Source organism: Streptomyces sp. NPDC021212, assembly GCF_044332925.1.
Classification (GTDB): Bacteria; Actinomycetota; Actinomycetes; order Streptomycetales; family Streptomycetaceae; genus Streptomyces.
Window position 1 is genome coordinate 279,698 of sequence record NZ_JBIRPZ010000004.1, and the last position, 15,306, is coordinate 295,003.

14 protein-coding genes and 1 riboswitch are annotated in these 15,306 nt (G+C 67.7%); of the genes, 5 read left to right on the forward strand and 9 right to left on the reverse strand.

Annotation, left to right across the window (positions count from 1 at the left end; translation table 11 throughout):
• Window positions 1–13 precede the first annotated feature (13 nt).
• Window positions 14–1,540, forward strand: a complete 1,527-nt coding sequence (locus ACH4SI_RS12705) for a recombinase family protein (RefSeq protein ID WP_398295703.1) — start codon at window positions 14–16, stop codon at window positions 1,538–1,540.
• Between the two features lie 138 nt (window positions 1,541–1,678).
• Here ACH4SI_RS12705 and ACH4SI_RS12710 read toward each other — a convergent pair whose 3' ends face one another.
• The 4 genes from ACH4SI_RS12710 to ACH4SI_RS12725 all read right to left on the reverse strand — a co-directional run bounded on the left by ACH4SI_RS12710 (window position 1,679) and on the right by ACH4SI_RS12725 (window position 5,220).
• Window positions 1,679–3,076: a replication initiator gene (locus tag ACH4SI_RS12710; RefSeq protein WP_398295704.1), complete on the reverse strand. Its 1,398-nt coding sequence runs from the start codon at window positions 3,074–3,076 to the stop codon at window positions 1,679–1,681.
• 283 nt (window positions 3,077–3,359) lie between these two features.
• Complete coding sequence (locus ACH4SI_RS12715) at window positions 3,360–3,557, reverse strand: hypothetical protein (RefSeq protein ID WP_398295705.1); 198 nt, start codon at window positions 3,555–3,557, stop codon at window positions 3,360–3,362.
• On the reverse strand, window positions 3,554–4,864 hold the full coding sequence (locus ACH4SI_RS12720; RefSeq protein WP_398295706.1) for an FtsK/SpoIIIE domain-containing protein: 1,311 nt from the start codon (window positions 4,862–4,864) through the stop codon (window positions 3,554–3,556). The genes ACH4SI_RS12715 and ACH4SI_RS12720 overlap by 4 nt, the downstream gene beginning before the upstream one ends.
• Entirely contained in the window at window positions 4,864–5,220 is a 357-nt protein-coding gene (locus ACH4SI_RS12725; protein WP_398295707.1) for a hypothetical protein, read from the reverse strand. Before ACH4SI_RS12725 ends, ACH4SI_RS12720 begins: the two co-directional genes overlap by 1 nt.
• 170 nt (window positions 5,221–5,390) lie before the next feature.
• Between ACH4SI_RS12725 and ACH4SI_RS12730 the strand changes: the two genes are divergently transcribed.
• Together ACH4SI_RS12730 and ACH4SI_RS12735 are read left to right on the forward strand one after the other, a co-directional pair.
• On the forward strand, window positions 5,391–6,170 hold the full coding sequence (locus ACH4SI_RS12730) for a GntR family transcriptional regulator (RefSeq protein WP_398295708.1): 780 nt from the start codon (window positions 5,391–5,393) through the stop codon (window positions 6,168–6,170).
• Window positions 6,171–6,193: 23 nt separating this feature from the next.
• Window positions 6,194–6,763, forward strand: a complete 570-nt coding sequence (locus ACH4SI_RS12735; protein WP_398295709.1) for a hypothetical protein — start codon at window positions 6,194–6,196, stop codon at window positions 6,761–6,763.
• 497 nt (window positions 6,764–7,260) lie between these two features.
• On the opposite strand, the gene ACH4SI_RS12740 is transcribed toward ACH4SI_RS12735, so the two are convergent.
• From ACH4SI_RS12740 to ACH4SI_RS12750, 3 genes are all read right to left on the reverse strand, one after another.
• On the reverse strand, window positions 7,261–7,551 hold the full coding sequence (locus tag ACH4SI_RS12740; protein WP_398295710.1) for a hypothetical protein: 291 nt from the start codon (window positions 7,549–7,551) through the stop codon (window positions 7,261–7,263).
• Window positions 7,552–8,001: 450 nt separating this feature from the next.
• Window positions 8,002–8,334 (reverse strand): hypothetical protein, encoded by a 333-nt coding sequence (locus tag ACH4SI_RS12745; protein ID WP_398295711.1) that lies wholly within the window; start codon window positions 8,332–8,334, stop codon window positions 8,002–8,004.
• Window positions 8,335–8,780: 446 nt separating this feature from the next.
• Complete coding sequence (locus ACH4SI_RS12750) at window positions 8,781–9,965, reverse strand: helix-turn-helix domain-containing protein (protein WP_398295712.1); 1,185 nt, start codon at window positions 9,963–9,965, stop codon at window positions 8,781–8,783.
• Window positions 9,966–10,098: 133 nt separating this feature from the next.
• Here ACH4SI_RS12750 and ACH4SI_RS12755 point away from each other — a divergent pair, with 133 nt between their 5' ends.
• Window positions 10,099–10,662, forward strand: coding sequence for a flavoprotein (locus ACH4SI_RS12755; RefSeq protein ID WP_398295713.1), 564 nt, complete (start codon window positions 10,099–10,101; stop codon window positions 10,660–10,662).
• A 612-nt stretch (window positions 10,663–11,274) separates the two neighbouring features.
• Here the strand turns inward: ACH4SI_RS12755 and thiC are convergent.
• Window positions 11,275–13,044, reverse strand: coding sequence for a phosphomethylpyrimidine synthase ThiC (thiC, locus tag ACH4SI_RS12760; RefSeq protein ID WP_398295714.1), 1,770 nt, complete (start codon window positions 13,042–13,044; stop codon window positions 11,275–11,277).
• A riboswitch (TPP riboswitch) is annotated at window positions 13,037–13,153 on the reverse strand. (Overlaps the previous gene by 8 nt.)
• A 69-nt stretch (window positions 13,154–13,222) precedes the next feature.
• On the opposite strand from thiC, the gene ACH4SI_RS12765 reads away from it, so the two are divergent.
• Window positions 13,223–14,671 (forward strand): YibE/F family protein, encoded by a 1,449-nt coding sequence (locus ACH4SI_RS12765; protein ID WP_398295715.1) that lies wholly within the window; start codon window positions 13,223–13,225, stop codon window positions 14,669–14,671.
• 24 nt (window positions 14,672–14,695) lie between these two features.
• On the opposite strand, the gene ACH4SI_RS12770 is transcribed toward ACH4SI_RS12765, so the two are convergent.
• Window positions 14,696–15,130 carry an SsgA family sporulation/cell division regulator gene (locus tag ACH4SI_RS12770; protein ID WP_179935449.1) on the reverse strand — a complete coding sequence of 145 codons (435 nt, stop codon included), beginning with the start codon at window positions 15,128–15,130 and terminating at the stop codon, window positions 14,696–14,698.
• Window positions 15,131–15,306: the final 176 nt, after the last annotated feature.

Consider the following 15,306-nt stretch of genomic DNA (forward strand, 5'->3'; position numbering starts at 1 on the left):
CAGACTGCGAGGGGTGCCGGAGGGAGTGCCCTCCGTCGAGCAAGTCCGGGCCATGGTGGCCGCGGACCCGAGCCTCAAGTGCGTCGTCTGCTACGCGCGGATCTCGTTCGACGGCCGGGTGAAGGACGCCCACGGCATCGAGGACCAGCACCGCGATATGACCGGCGACGCCAGCAAGCTGGGGTGGCTTGTCGTCTACCGCTACACGGACAACGACAAGAGCGCCAGCAAAGAGAGCGTGGTCCGCGACGACTTCGAACAACTGGTCAACGACCTGGCCGCCGGGACCACCCCCGAGGGCTACCCCATCCACGGCGTCATGGCCGTGAACGATGACCGCCTCTACCGACGCCCGAGCGACTGGGAGCGCTACCTCAAGGCGTTCACGTCACACGAGGGGCGTGTCTACCACGACTCGAACGGCGTGCAGGACCTGTACGCGGAGGGGTTCGAGATCAAAGGGCTAGTGGGCGTCGCCATGTCGCTCAGCGAGACGAGGAAGAAGCAGCGACGCACCAAGAACAGCCACCGCAGCCGTGCACTTCGTGGCCAGTCCGTCGCAGCATGGCGCCCCTTCGGGTGGGAAGACGACAAGATCACGCTCCGGCCGGATGAGGCGAAGGCGATCCTCCAGGCCGTAGAGGACGTGATCGCCGGGGCCTCCATTTCGGAGATCACCAGGAGGTGGAAGGAAGCAGGGTTCATCACCAGTCGTGGGAACCCCTTCCAGTACCAGACCGTCAAGCAGGTGCTCGTGAACCCACGGCTCTGCGGCTACCGGCAGATCAAGGGTGAGTTGGTCCGCGACGGTGATGATCAACCGATCGTGGGCGAGTGGGACGCCATCATCACTCCGAAGCAGTGGTTCGCCGTCACGGCCAAGATCAGGACGAGGGGCCACGACGCTGGGGTGCCACGCGGCGGACTGGTCCACAAGTACCTGTTGACCGGCATTCTCCGCTGCGGAAACGTGCTGGATGACGGCACGACCTGCAACAACAAGATGGTCGGTATCAAGGCGAATGACTGGCTGAAGTACCAGCACGCTTACATGTGCAAGAAGACCGTGGACGGTGGCTGCAACAAGACGTACAAGCGTGGCGACAAGACCGACGACGCCGTTGAGAAGCTGGTGATCGCCAAGCTGGAGAAGGACGCGGCAAGCAAGGCCAGGGACGTGCCCGACTGGGACAAGTCCGAGACGCTGGAACGGGCCGTGAAGAGCCGCAACGAGCTGGAGCGTCGTTGGCACGACGACGAGGACACGGACATTGACGACGAGGCGTTCTTCCGCAACCTCCCCGTGCTTGAGCGACGGATCAAGGATCTTCGCGCCGATCAGGCCAAGCACGAGGCGTTGAGGGCGGAGGCGGAAGCCGCCCAGGAGGACATCGCGAAGTCGTGGGACTCGAAGACCCTGACGCAGAAGCGCGAGGCCATCAAGAAGGTGCTGAACGCGGTCGTCGCCCTGCCGGGAGGCAAGGGCAACAAGACCTTTGACCCGGAACTCCTCAAGCCCGTGTGGCGGACTTCCGAGTGAGCCGAAGTCCGAGGATCTCCCCCAGTCTCCGCACCTGATCATCGGAGAGTGGGGGAGATTCACGCAGGTGCCGTTCGATCCACGCATTGACGGCCACGGCCTCACGGTCCGCCTTGGCATCTTTCGTCTCGTGTCCACTCAGACGACATCACCGCCCCGGCGGTCAAGCTCTTCCGCTGCCAACTCGCGGTTCTGAGCGAGGTCATCGGCTATGCCCGCAGCGATGAGCGCAGCCCCGGCAGAGTGCCCGGAGCCGACGTAGCGCCAGTGGGCTACCGTCACGGTGCCCGGCGTGCCGCCCTCTCCCGTGTGCTGAGCACGGGCAGCACGCAGAGCTGCGTAGGTGGTGGAGTAGACGCGTGACTTGGTGAGGATGTGGCCCCGATAGCCGAGCGTGTGAGCCCAAGCCCGTAGGCGGAGCGGTTCCAGCTCGGCGAGGCCGCCGAGGCGCCAGCAGGTGCGCATGAGGGCGCGGACGTGTGCGGGCAAGGGGGCCGCGGTGATGTCCGCTGGGCTGGTCACTCGGTGATCGAGTCCGGCCCCGGTGTCGGTGGCTCCCTTGGTGACGTACTTGCCGACATACGCGGCCACGGCGTCGTCGGCCAGGCCCTCACCGCCGCCGAAGGCACGGAGCGGCCGGGCGTCGAGTTCGGAGCCCCAGCGCAGTTGGTGTTCTCCCAGAGCCGCGCTGTAGGGGGTGGTGAGGCGTACGGCCGCAGCGGCAGTGCGCACCACAGTCCGCAGGAGGTCAGCCGTTGCCCAGGCCGGGGGCGGATCGTCCGGCCCGTGTGCGCCGTCGAGACGCACCACAGCATGGACGTGGACGGCCGCTCGCTTCTGGTACTCGGCGACCTTGGCGTAGGAGATGCGCAGGCTGTGGCGTAGTCCGGTGCGGGTGCGGCCGGCGCGGGCAGCGAGGTGGTTGTAGAGGTTGTCCGTGAACGCCTTCCACAGCCGCCCAGCGTGCGCATGCCACAGGACATGCCCGGGGTAGTCATAGCAGTCGGGGCACAGGGGTTGTCCGGTACGCGGGTCCGACACGTCGTGGATGGCCGGGCAGCCGAGGGAACGGCCGTGTTCGCACAGCTGGGCGTCGCGGCGCGGTCGGCAGCGTGCGCTATCGGTGGTGACGCGGTGGACGGGGCCGAAGCTGGGCGCGGTGAGCGTGAGGAAGAGTCGGGGCCGCTCCCGTACATCGGCGGGGACGGTCTTGCCGCCGACGAGTCCGGCGCGCACCAGGTGGAAGGTGTCGCCCGCGTGGAGGCGGGAGCAGGGGGCACAGACGGTTGCACGGCGGTTGCGGCAGCGGATCAGGAGCCGTTCACCGGGTTCGTTGCGGGTGTCGTAGTGGTGGAGCACTTCGCCGGTTGCCGCGTCTCGGGTGGTGGTGGAGCCGGTCAGGTGGATCGGATGAGCGCAGCCGCCGGTAGCGGTGATCTGCTCCAGCCAGCGGCCGAAGCCGGGGTCTTGGACGAGGCGGATCAGGTCTTGGTCAACTTCGGAGAGCTGACGCAGGCGCGCCGCACGGTCGAGCACGGCGCGCCTGTCAGCCGAGGTGATCTCGGCGGTGATGGTGGGGACCTCCCAGGGTGGGCCGCCGCAGCGGCACGGATGACAGTTGGGGTTGGATGGGTGTCGTCCATGGCGATCACTCCCTTGGTTCGGGGTATGGATCGGTTGGGTCAGCGGATGGTTCCGGCGCCCCGGCAGCAACGGCAGCGCCGCCGGTGGCCGGTACGGGTCTTACGGAAGCGCTCCCCTTTGCAGATGGGGCAGCGGACACGGCGCATGGTCACCTGGTGGGCCTCCCGAGGGTGGTCTAGCTGTTGTGTGCGAAGCCGGAGAGGAACCAGTTCACGAGGCCGTCTGCGGTGAAGATGACGGGTGTCTGGCCCAGATACATGCCGAACAGGCCGATCAACACCGCTTCCCACCAGCGCACCGCGCGGGAACGGACCAGGAGCACGGTGGCGAGCCCGAAGAGCAGCGCCAGCGGGAGAGCCGCTTGCTCACTCATACGTCCTCACCTCCGTTCAGGTCTTCCAGGGCGCGGACGATCCCGCGCAGGCGGGGTGCGAGCCCCGCGTATTCGGCCGCCGTCAACTGGGCTTCCGTGGGGGTGGTCAGGTGGGACCGCCCGCGCATCCAGCCACCCAGCTCCCCGGTGGTGACCGCGACACCTTGTTCGGCCTCTCCGATGGACTGCGCGACCGCTACCGCGTCCTTGTTCAGATCGCCCAGAACCATCTCTGCGGTGCCGGGGTCGTTGACGCGGTGGCAGACACGGCCGCTCAACTGGGCCCGCAGCGCCGTCACACCCGGCCCGAGATCGGAGCCGACCCGCTGCCCTGCCACCACCAGGTGCATCCCCAGCGCCGCACCGAGCTGCGCCAGGCGCAGGAGGTAGGTGGAGCACTGTTCGGCCTCTGCCCGCTGTTCCTTGCCCCCGCTGGTCAGGTACAGCTCGGCTATCTCGTCGACGATCACCACCACGGGCATCGGCCGCTGTTCCTCCGGCAGTTCCCAAATCGAACGGGCCCCGGCCGCCCGGCAGATGCGCATGCGGTCCTGCATGTCGACCACCAAGGCCCCGAGCACGGCGATGGCCTCACTGCGGCAGGTGGCCAGGGCCGAGAGCCGCCGTTCGAACAGGCCCAGTTCCATGCCGCCCTTGCAGTCGACGCCGACCAGGGCAACAGGTTGCGGAGCGAGTTCGGTGATGAGCCGGGCGATCAGCGTGGACTTGCCCGACCGTGTGGCACCGACGATCAGCCAGTGCGGCACTCGCCGGAAATCCATCACCCACGCGTGGCCTGTCTCCAGCGTGCCGACCGCCGCCGACAGCAACGAGGCCGACACCTCACCTGTAGGCCGGTGAGGATGCTCCAGCGGATCACTGGCTGACGCGGTGATCAGCACGACGCCACGTTCGGGGGAGACGATCCGCACCGCGTGCACCCGCCATGCGTGCGCCAGCGCGTCAGCCGCAGCCAGGAACGGCTCCGGAGTCTGCCCAGGGTGCAGTCGCACCAGCACCGACAGCCCATTCGGCGTCGGTTGAGGAAAAGACAAGCGCGGCACGCGGGTGCGCAGAGGCTCGCCCTTGACCGCCAGATCCCCCAGCAGGCGCCGATTGGGCTTGTGGGAAACGGTGAGGTCATTGAGGTGAGCGACCTTGCGCCAGGTGACCACCACCCGCAGCGCGGTACGCGGGAAGCCGGTCAGGTACCAGTGCCAGTCCGGCCGCTGGTCTCGCAGATGGGGCCCGATGACTGCCATCCAGGCCACCACCAGCAGCGCGACGATGAACAGGAACGAACCCATCACGCACCACCGCCCTTGCCCGCCGACGCAGCCGGTGCCGGGGCCGGTACGGGGGTGATGGCCGCTGCGCGGAAGCTGACGCCGTGGCGGTCGCCCATGGTCCAGGCGAACGCCTCCAGGCCCGTCACCCGCACCTCCGAGCCCTCCGCAACGCCCTTGGGCTCACCGGGTACGGCGATCTCGATCACCGACACGCGCCGCCCGTCCTGCCGCACCGTCACGGCGACGGTGTAGATCGTGTTGCCGTCCCGGTCCTTCTTGACCTCCTTGCTTTCGAAATCCGTGATCTTCGGTTCGGGCCCGACCGCGCACCGCAGTACGCCCAGTCGGGATGTGTCCACAGGGATGGACTGCATGGGTTGTGGGCCTCCTTGGCCAGTCGAGACGCCACACGTCATGTGACGTCACTCGTGCTTACGAGTCGCCAACTATGCACGCCTTGACGGCCGGAGGCAAGTACTTATGCTTACGAGTGACATCAGCTCACGTCAGAACCACCGACGACAGGTGACGAGGAGAGCCCGGCATGGGAGAGATCCAGCGCCCCGGAGCGCTGTACCAGCAGGTTGCCGCCGAGATCCGCAGCGGCATCGCGGCAGGCGAGTACAAGCCCGGGGCCCCGCTCCCCTCAGAGGCCCAGCTCATCGAGCGCTACAAAGTCAGCCGCCCCACCGTCCGCAAGGCCATCGCCGCACTCCGCGCCGAAGGACTCATCGAGGTCATCCACGGCAAGGGCAGCTACGTCCGCGCACTCCCCGCACCCGCCGTCACCATCGAGCGGACCATCACCCGCACCGGCAAGACGTTCCACACCGGACACCATGCGTGGGAACAGGTCGAGGAACCGACCGTCTACCGCACCACGACCACGGCAACCACGGCCCCGCTACTCGGACTCGACGAGGGGGAAGCGCTCTTCGGCGTCGACCGGCTGCTAGCCGACCCAGACACCGGCGCCCGCGCTCTCCACCGCGTACTGATCCCGTTCGCCACCGCCGACCAGGCCGAGCAGCTAGCCGAGGCCCCGGACACCGAGCCGGAACAGATCTACGCCATCCTCACCGCAGCCGGACACACGCTCACCTGGCACGAAACCGTCAGCGCCCGCATGCCCCTACCCGACGAGCGCAGCACGCTGGACACCCCCGACGCGACCCCGATCCTCCACACCGCCCGCGTCACCTACGGCACCGACGACCGCCCGCTACTCCTCGAAGAACTCCGCGCCAGCGCCGACCGCGCCCAACTTGCCTACCGCATCACCGCCGACAGCCCCCGCAAGCTGCGTGCCGTTCCCGCCAACTGAGACTGCCATGTCATAGTCGTTCGGTGGCCGATGCATCAGCGATCTACGCCCTCATCAGCGGACTGGGCGGTGCAGCGATAGGGGCCGGATCTACGGTCTACGTCTCGACGCGGCAGTTCCGTCGTGAGATATCCGAACGGGACAAAGAACGAGGCAGGTTGCAAGCTCAAGAGGAGATTGTCCGACTGACATCGATGCGCTTTGCGGGACGAGCATGGCTAGACGTTGTGCTCCGAGCAAAGCAGAACCTAGAAGCCGGAGTGGCTGTCGATCTCGACAAGTTCGACCAAGAGGTCAAGGAAGCCGGAGGAACGGCAGCCCAGGAAGGTTACCGGGCGAGGTCCCCTGACCCCTCCGTAGATCAACTGGCGGCAGAGATCTTCGATGACATTAACCATCTCTCCTGGCAGTTGCGGCGCGAAATCGTCAGTAGGGCCACAGGCGCGGAACGTCGGACACCCGATCACCTGGATGATGTGCTTCAGCGTGTGATCGAGCGGCGAGCAGCCCTCAACGCAAAGATCATCGAAAGGATCGAGGAGCTGGCACGCGATGCCAGTGCCAGCAGTCACCCAGCCAGCCCCGAGGCGTGAACGAGGCGATCGCTGCTGGCTGTCCCTTCTAGATTGTCGTTCTCCTCCCACGTTGCGTCTGGCGCTGTAGTCAGTGAGTCGACTGTCGAAACCTGTCTTCACTTACTCAAGGGCGCGCCTTGCGGCGCGCCGGGCGGTCTGGCCGCCCCGCCGGGCTGCGGCGTGGCCGCCGGTCCCGGCGGACGCCCACCGCCCGCACTTCCGAGCGCGCCACGATCGCTCACGAGGAGCCGACCGCCCTTCGGGCTGGTGCGTTGTGACTGGTGGCCGACGGCCTACGCGGCTTTTAGGCAGCCACCACGGGGCGAGCCTCTAAGAACAGGGGGCCGATCGGTCGCAAACGCGGGCAGGATCACAGACCCGCCCGATTCGCCGGGCCAGCGTAAGGCCCCCTGTTCTCTCACCCCGTGGCAGCTCCCGCCCAAAAGCCGCTACGGCCGGCGGCGTGCCCACAGCGCACCACCCAGGCACCGCACGCCCGCCACCGGCCGCCCCGATCAGCTCGCCCTGCCCAGCCGGGCCGCCGCCACCCGTGCCAGCATCGCCACCTCACGCGCGCCCGCTGCCGACAGCTCCAGCCGAACGACCCCGGAGCCGTCCGCGCCCGAAGCAGCACGCATGCGCATCTCTGCCGCCTCCACACCGACCAGCCTCAGCGCGTCGTCCAGCTCGGCCGTCGCTTCCCGCGCGTCTCGCCAGCCGCTCACGTAGTCCACTCCGCGTACCCATATCCCCGCGTCCAGGTCTGCCGCTTCGCCGTCGAACCCGTCGTCCCCCAGGCCGCACATTCGGTCAAGTCCCCTTCTCTGCAAGCCGTCTGACCATCAACATGCGGGGACGCCGTACGAGAACACGACGACGCCCCCGGTACCATCGGCACCGGGGTTCGTGATCGATCCCCAGCCGGACCACCCCGTGAGCTGTCCAGGCAAGGGGGGTGGTCCGGTGCTGCTTCTTCGGTTGTTTGCGAACGAGCCGACCTCAGTACTGCTGTCGCCCGCCCGGGTAACGGACCGGCTTTCGGCACTCCGGAGCGTTCGCAGGGGCAGGCTCATCGCCGAGCGCGTAGCACAGGGCGGCGTGCAACTGCTCTGCCTCCACCACCGTCAGCACCAGCGAAGCCACGGACGCGCGACCAGGGCGAAGGACGTGGAGCGGCAGTTCAAGGAGACCGTCATTCCCACGGCGCAGGCCACGCCCCGGTACGGGACCGACTTGCCAGCCTTCCGACTTATCGCTCATCCGCCCGCCTCATTCGCTTGTTCCGGCCCGTCGTCCCCGTCCTCTTCGGACAGGCCGAGGCGCCTGCCGCGACTTTCAGCGATCCGGAGCGCATCACGCAGCGCCTCGATCATGCGGTTCGAGAGAAAGCGCAGCTCTTCCACTTCCGCCTTGGGGTTACCGAGCAGTTCGAGGGCATGACCCACGAGTTCAGTGGCCATGTGGAGCTGGAACGCTTCCATCTCGTCCGCGAGCTTCGACACGTGCCCGGTGCCTTCTTCGTCGGTCACGAGATAGGCAGGTTGACCGTTCGTGCCGCTCCAGGGCAGCAGCCGCGGTTGCGCACTCACCGGACCACCACCATCCCGTGCGGCGGGCACACCAGCGCCACGCGAGGGGAGCCCTCACCGCCACGTTCCTGCCGCCGCTCATGCGCCACGACGTACGGCCGGACGAGGCCGACCTCTTCCCCGCGCAACGTCGGCCGAGTCGGCACCTGGCGCACACGAGGAATGCGCAACGTCGAGGCATCCCCGCAGGCCATCGGCGGGCTTGCCTTCACCGTGCGATGACGCCCCTGGCCGGGTTGCAGCACTCTCCTCAACGGTTCGAAGATCCTGCCGATACAGTTCCGCATGTCGACCTGCTTCCTCAGGTTGGCCACGCCCCGGGGCGCATGCCCGCGTCGCCGGGGTCCTGTGGCGGGTGTAAACCGGCTGAGTATTCATGCTGGTGACATGCGAAGCCCCCAACTTTCACACTTGAGTGAAAGCCGGGGGCTACTGCGGTGAAAGTGTCAGAGGCCCACCCAGGCGGCCAGGTGATCCAGGGTGTCCGGGGTGCGCCGGGACAGGTGGATCAGGCTCCTGATGGTCTCTCGTGCACCTGAGTGATACCGCGTCTGCTGCGGAGCCAGCTTGCGCGCGGTGACGATGGACTTCAAGGCCGCTTCGTTACGGCCCGCCTCCATCTGAGCCCGTGCTTGATCCACGTAGAAATGAGCGGCGCGGGATGCAGGCCAGTCCTTTGGTATCCGCACCTTCGCGGCCTCTCGCAGAGCCTCGCCGTAGTGACGCATCTCGACATGGGCGGATACGGCGTGCAGACTGACGTTCGTGGGACCAAAGGACAGCCAGTGCACGTCCGTGGCCTCACCCACCCGATCCGCGTAGGACTTGGCCTCTGCGAGGTGGGTCGTCACCGCGCCTTCGTCCTCGGCGCGGGCAGCGATGATGCTTGCCCCGAGGTGAAGCTGTCCGGCGACGGCCTGACTCTCTCGCGTCTGCGGAGCTTGCCCCAACAGCCCCTGGCCGGAAGCCACGAGCCGCTGACCAATGGTGTACTCGCCCTCTCGGAAGTAGACCAGCGCACGCATGTACTGGCGCACTGCGGACAGCAACGGATCGGAAGCCCGTGACGCGGCCCAGTCCATACGGTCCAGAGCCACGGTGGACAAGTCGTAATAGCCCAGCTTCACGGCCAAGTCATGCGCGGTGCGGTAGGTACTCGACAGAGCGGCCCACAACTCGGACGACGGCGCCTGATACGCGGCTGTGGTGATCTCCGCCATCGTCCCGGGGAGATCAAGAGCAGCGTCATGGAGCTTCGTCGCCCGGACCTGCTGACACAAAGCTTGAGCAGCGGCGATGAGCTGAGGAGTGGGACGCGGCTTGATCGCCGGATCGGCCCCCAGGTCGTAAAGGTCGAGGGCTTCACGGATCGGGCGGACCAGCGAGGCCAAGCGGTCCTGTTGTAGCTCGGTGACGTAGGGCTGGCCGGTCAGCGCGGTCACGTCGATGCACAGCGCTTTCGCCACAGCGGCCACCAGGTCGGGGCTGGCTGGCTTGTGCCCGGATTCGACTTGGGTGAGGAGGCTGTAGGAGTAGGGGATCTTCTGAGCCAACCCACGCTGAGTCAGCCCAGCCCGTTTCCGGTGATGTGCGATCCGAGCGCCCGGGTGCTCGTCGTCGGGGAACGGCATACAGCCTCCCTTTCGTGACTCACTCAACGGAGACGCTACCCGCTCGGCCACGGCAGAAGACCGTGAACAACGATCTCAACGCCGAGGCGGGCGAAGTTTGCGGATGGGGCGTGCCACACGGTGGACTGCCCGCATGACCGCGAACCCTGTCCTCTACCTGTTCGGCAGCGCCGCCCCGCCTGTCCTGCACATCGCTGGCGTCATCGAACGAGCGCAGGCGGCCGACTGGGATGTCTGCCTCGGATTGACCCCCACGGCCGCACGCTGGCTTGACGACGAACTGCCAGCCTTGGAGGAGCTGACCGGGCACCCGGTACGCAGCCAGTACAAGCTGCCCCGAGAGCCCGACGCATGGCCCCCCGCCGATGTCGCGGTCCTGGCGCCAGCCACCTTCAACACGATCAACCAGTGGGCCCTAGGGATCACCGAGAAGTTCATCGTCGGATTCGTGGCCGAGGCCATCGGCAAGGGCATCCCCACCGTGACCATGCCATGCGTCAACGCCGCCTACGTCCAGCACACCCAGTTCGACACCAGCCTTGCCACACTCCGCGCGATGGGGGTGCGCGTGCTGTACGGGGAAGGCGGATTCGTACCCAACGAGCCGGGCAAAGGTCGGCCGGACAGCTACCCGTGGCACTTGGCCCTGGACGCGGCCGCATCAGCGCTCGACCAGCAGGATGCTGATCGACGGTGAGCCAGCCACTGCTGAGACAATCCGTGCCATGAGTATCGGAGGCACGGCCGTAATTGCTGCTGGAGCAGCGGTAGTTGCCGCTGCGCTCGGAGCGTTGGGAGCTGTTCGTGCAGCCAGGCACACCAGCGGAACGCAGCGCAGCAGTCAACATGAACACTGGCGGCGGCAGGGTCGAAAAGAGGCTTACGCGACATTCATCAGCGTTGCCACTGACTACAACTCGCTCGCTGCCCGCGCCCACAAACTCGCCTCGCCAGACGAGGGGCGAAGTTCAGAACTTCAGAGGTGCAGGTCGAGGGCCCAACAGATGTGGCAGAAGCAGCAGCCACGCTTACTCGACACCTCCAACTGTGGATCTTGGACACAAGACGCTGCCATGAACCCCGCCCTGAACGACGCCAGGGGACCCCCCCACCTCCGGCCTCCCCGGCCTCAAGGACGCCGAGGGCACACACCGCCCGTCAGCGTCTGTATGAGTGAGTTCCGCACCCTCGCGCGACGCGCTCTCGACGACCCCAGTGCGGCCCTCGGCTAAGGCACCTCCGGCCATGTAGCAGTGAGCGATGGAAGCACGTTAAGAAGCCTCCATCGCTCACTCGCATGGGCAGCAGATCAGTCCGCGAGCGGCAGATAGACGCGGTTACCCGCCTCGGCGAACTCCCTGGACTTCTGGAGCATCCCCGCCTCGATCTCCTCGGGCGTCGCATCGGCGTCGCCGCCGAACTGCTCTGTGATGCTTCTGCTAATTTTCATCGAGCAGAACTTGGGCCCGCACATGGAGCAGAAGTGCGCCGTCTTGGCGGGCTCCGCCGGAAGCGTCTCGTCGTGGAACGAGCGCGCCGTGTCCGGGTCGAGGGCCAGGTTGAACTGGTCCTCCCAGCGGAACTCGAAGCGCGCGTCGGAGAGCGCGTCGTCCCATGCCTGGGCATCGGGGTGGCCCTTGGCCAGATCGGCGGCGTGGGCGGCGATCTTGTAGGTGATCACGCCGGTCTTCACGTCGTCGCGGTCCGGCAGACCCAGGTGCTCCTTGGGGGTGACGTAGCAGAGCATCGCCGTGCCCCACCAGGCGATCATCGCGGCGCCGATGCCCGAGGTGATGTGGTCGTAGGCGGGCGCGACGTCCGTGGTGAGGGGGCCCAGGGTGTAGAAGGGGGCCTCCTCGCAGATCTCCTGCTGGAGGTCGACGTTCTCCTTGATCTTGTGCATCGGGACGTGTCCCGGGCCCTCGATCATCGTCTGGACGCCGTGCTCCTTGGCGATCCGGTTGAGTTCGCCGAGCGTGCGCAGCTCCGCGAACTGGGCCTCGTCGTTGGCGTCGGCGATGGATCCGGGGCGCAGCCCGTCACCCAGCGAGTAGGTGACGTCGTACGCCGCGAGGATGTCGCACAGCTCCTCGAAGTGGGTGTAGAGGAACGACTCCTGATGGTGGGCCAGGCACCAGGCGGCCATGATCGAGCCGCCGCGGGAGACGATGCCGGTCTTGCGGCGGGCGGTCAGGGGGACGTACGGCAGCCGTACGCCCGCGTGCACCGTCATGTAGTCGACGCCCTGCTCGGCCTGTTCGATGACGGTGTCCTTGTAGACCTCCCAGGTCAGCTCCTCGGCCTTGCCGTCGACCTTTTCCAGCGCCTGGTAGAGCGGCACGGTGCCGATCGGCACCGGGGAGTTGCGCAGCACCCACTCCCGGGTGGTGTGGATGTTGCGGCCGGTCGAGAGGTCCATGACCGTGTCGGCGCCCCAGCGGGACGCCCAGGTCATCTTCTCGACCTCCTCCTCGATGGACGAGGTGACGGCGGAGTTGCCGATGTTGGCGTTGACCTTCACCAGGAATCGCTTGCCGATGATCATCGGCTCGATCTCCGGGTGGTTGACGTTGGCGGGCAGGACGGCCCGGCCCGCCGCGATCTCCTCGCGGACCACCTCGGGGGAGACGTTCTCGCGGAGCGCCACGTACTCCATCTCCGCCGTCACCTCCCCCCGGCGGGCGTAGGCGAGTTGGGTGACGGCCTCCCCGTCGCGGGCCCGGCGGGGCTGGCGCGGCCGTCCGGGGAAGACCGCGTCGAGGTTGCGCAGGCCACCGCGGGGGGCGGTGTGCTTGATCCCGTCGTCCTCGGGCCGGGCCGGACGGCCGGAGTACTCCTCGGTATCGCCTCGGGCGATGATCCAGTTCTGCCGCAGTGGCGCGAGGCCACGGCGGACGTCGGTGTCGATGTGGGGGTCGGTGTACGGGCCGGACGTGTCGTACAGCGTCACGTCCTGGCCATTGGTGAGGTGGACGCGGCGAACCGGGACCTGGATGTCCGGGCGGGAACCCGTGACATATCCCTTGTGCCAGCCGAAATCGGCAGCATTTTCGCGCATGTGTGCATCCTGCTGAGTCATGAGACCCACTCCCTACGCCGGCATTACCCGGTACCAGGTTCAGCGGTCGGCGCAGCTGTCGCGTCAGCGCCCTCTCAGCCCGGTGCTCCGAGCTCCCGCGATTGCAAAGGCGTCCCCACGCTAACTGTTTACCCGCATACCTGAACAGGGGGCCTCGCGCTCTTGCGATGATGCGACGGTGACCGCGACACAGCATGACCATCCGCCCGAGCAGCCCCACCCGTCCGGCCAGGCCCCCGGCCATGGCCACGCGCACGGCCACAGCCACGCCCACTCGCACGGCCCGGCCACCCCCGTCTCCACCCGCCTCCGCAAGATCATCGCGGTGGTGCTCATCCCCTTCACCGTCGCCGTGGTCGCCGGGCTGGTCGCGCTGTGGCCGGACGGCCCCGAGCACACCACCCACGGCCGCAGCGGGCTCGGATTCGACCAGGAGACGGTCGCCGGGCGGGTGGTGAAGGTGGCGGAGGTCGACTGCGCCGACGTCAACGCGCAGCCGCAGGCGCCCACCGAACCGGGTCAGCAGGGCGCCGCCCCGGCGCCCGGCGGCGGCACGGGCGGGGCGAGCGGGGCCGCGGGGGGCGGGAGCGGCGGTGGGAAGAGCGTCTGCGAGAGGGCCACCATCGAGGTCACCTCGGGCAAGGACAAAGGCCGCACGTTCCCTGAAATCGTCCAGCCGAACGCCTCACGGAAGTTCAGCGCCGGGCAGGAGCTGAAGCTGGCCTACGCGCCCAAGGCGCCGAAGAACCTCCAGTATTCGGTCTCGGACATCAACCGCTCGTTCCCGATGGCCCTGCTCGCCGGGGTGTTCGCGCTCGTGGTCGTGGCCGTCGGCCGGCTGCGCGGCGTCTTCGCGCTGGTGGCGCTGGCCATCAGCTTCGGGGTGCTGACGCTGTTCATCCTCCCGGCGATACTCCAGGGCTCGAATCCGCTGGTGGTCGCGGTCGTCGGGGGCAGCGCGATCATGCTGCTCGCGCTCTACATGTGCCATGGGCTGAGCGCCCGGACCTCGGTCGCGGTGCTCGGCACCCTGGTCTCGCTGCTGCTGATCGGGGTGCTCGGCTCGCTGTTCATCGGCTGGGCGTCGCTGACCGGCAACACCGACGACCAGACCGGGCTGGTGCACGGCCTCTACCCCAACATCGAGATCAAGGGCCTGCTGCTGGCCGGGGTGATCATCGGTTCGCTGGGCGTGCTGGACGATGTGACAGTCACCCAGACCTCGGCGGTGTGGGAGTTGCGGGAAGCCGACCCCACGGCGAGCCGGCGCAAGCTCTACGCGGCCGCGATGCGCATCGGGCGGGACCACATCGCGTCCGTCGTGAACACCCTGGTGCTGGCGTACGCGGGCGCCTCGCTTCCGTTGCTGCTCCTCTTCTCGATCGCGGACAGCGGGGTGGGAACGGTGGCGACGAGCGAGATCGTCGCGCAGGAGATCGTCCGCACGCTGGTGGGCAGCATCGGGCTGGTCGCCTCGGTGCCGGTGACCACGGCGCTGGCCGTCCTGGTCGTCTCCGCGGACCACACGCCGGACGACGGCGGGGCAAGCGGTGGCGGGACGAGCGGCAGCGGGGCGAGCGGTGGCGGTCGGGGGCGCGGGCGGCGCCGCCGGGCGCGCGCACGCTGACGCGCGTACCGGCGCGCATCGGCGCTACGCGTATCGGTCCTCGGCCAGGATGCGGTCCAGTTCGGCGTCGAGATCGCCGACCGGATCGCAGGCCGCGGGCTCCTCACCGAACGGGACGAGCCGGTCCGTACGGTCCAGGAAGGCCACCAGCGGCGCCGCCCCGGCCCGGAACAGGGCCCTCTCGGACCCCACCTGCAGTCTGATGAACACGTCCGAGAGCCCTTCGGGCGAGGCCGGTGCGATCCGCACATCGCCCTCGCCGGAGGGTTTGCTCAGCCCGTCCAGCAGCAGCTCACGGGCGAAGGCCCAGCTCACCGGCGCGTCGCCGGGCAGGTGGAAGGTGATCTCGACCGCGTAGGGATCGCCGCTGTCGTACGACAGCTCGACCGGGATCCGGAAGGACAGTTCCTGCGAGACCAGAAAGGTCATCGTCACTTCCGCCTGGACTGTGTCACGCATGTCACGCATCGTTCGCCGCCCCGGGTAGTTCAGACTTGGCCGACTCTGGAGCGTAGCGACTCGACTGCGGGGCGGAGTCGCTTTGCCTCATGTGAGGGAACGGAAATGGCCAGTGTTGCCGTGGTGGAAGTGGTGGAACCCACGGGGCCGGGCGACGCCGGCCCGGTGCGCGGGCG

Bases quoted from the DNA above. Each gene is read 5' to 3' on its own strand.
- ACH4SI_RS12720 (WP_398295706.1), bottom strand. From the start codon at position 4,864: ATGGGTTCGTTCCTGTTCATCGTCGCGCTGCTGGTGGTGGCCTGGATG.
- ACH4SI_RS12750 (WP_398295712.1), bottom strand. From the start codon at position 9,965: ATGCCGTTCCCCGACGACGAGCACCCGGGCGCTCGGATCGCACATCAC.
- ACH4SI_RS12770 (WP_179935449.1), bottom strand. From the start codon at position 15,130: ATGCGTGACACAGTCCAGGCGGAAGTGACGATGACCTTTCTGGTCTCG.
- ACH4SI_RS12715 (WP_398295705.1), bottom strand. From the start codon at position 3,557: ATGAGTGAGCAAGCGGCTCTCCCGCTGGCGCTGCTCTTCGGGCTCGCC.
- ACH4SI_RS12740 (WP_398295710.1), bottom strand. From the start codon at position 7,551: ATGTGCGGCCTGGGGGACGACGGGTTCGACGGCGAAGCGGCAGACCTG.
- thiC (WP_398295714.1), bottom strand. From the start codon at position 13,044: ATGACTCAGCAGGATGCACACATGCGCGAAAATGCTGCCGATTTCGGC.
- ACH4SI_RS12725 (WP_398295707.1), bottom strand. From the start codon at position 5,220: ATGCAGTCCATCCCTGTGGACACATCCCGACTGGGCGTACTGCGGTGC.
- ACH4SI_RS12730 (WP_398295708.1), top strand. From the start codon at position 5,391: ATGGGAGAGATCCAGCGCCCCGGAGCGCTGTACCAGCAGGTTGCCGCC.
- ACH4SI_RS12755 (WP_398295713.1), top strand. From the start codon at position 10,099: ATGACCGCGAACCCTGTCCTCTACCTGTTCGGCAGCGCCGCCCCGCCT.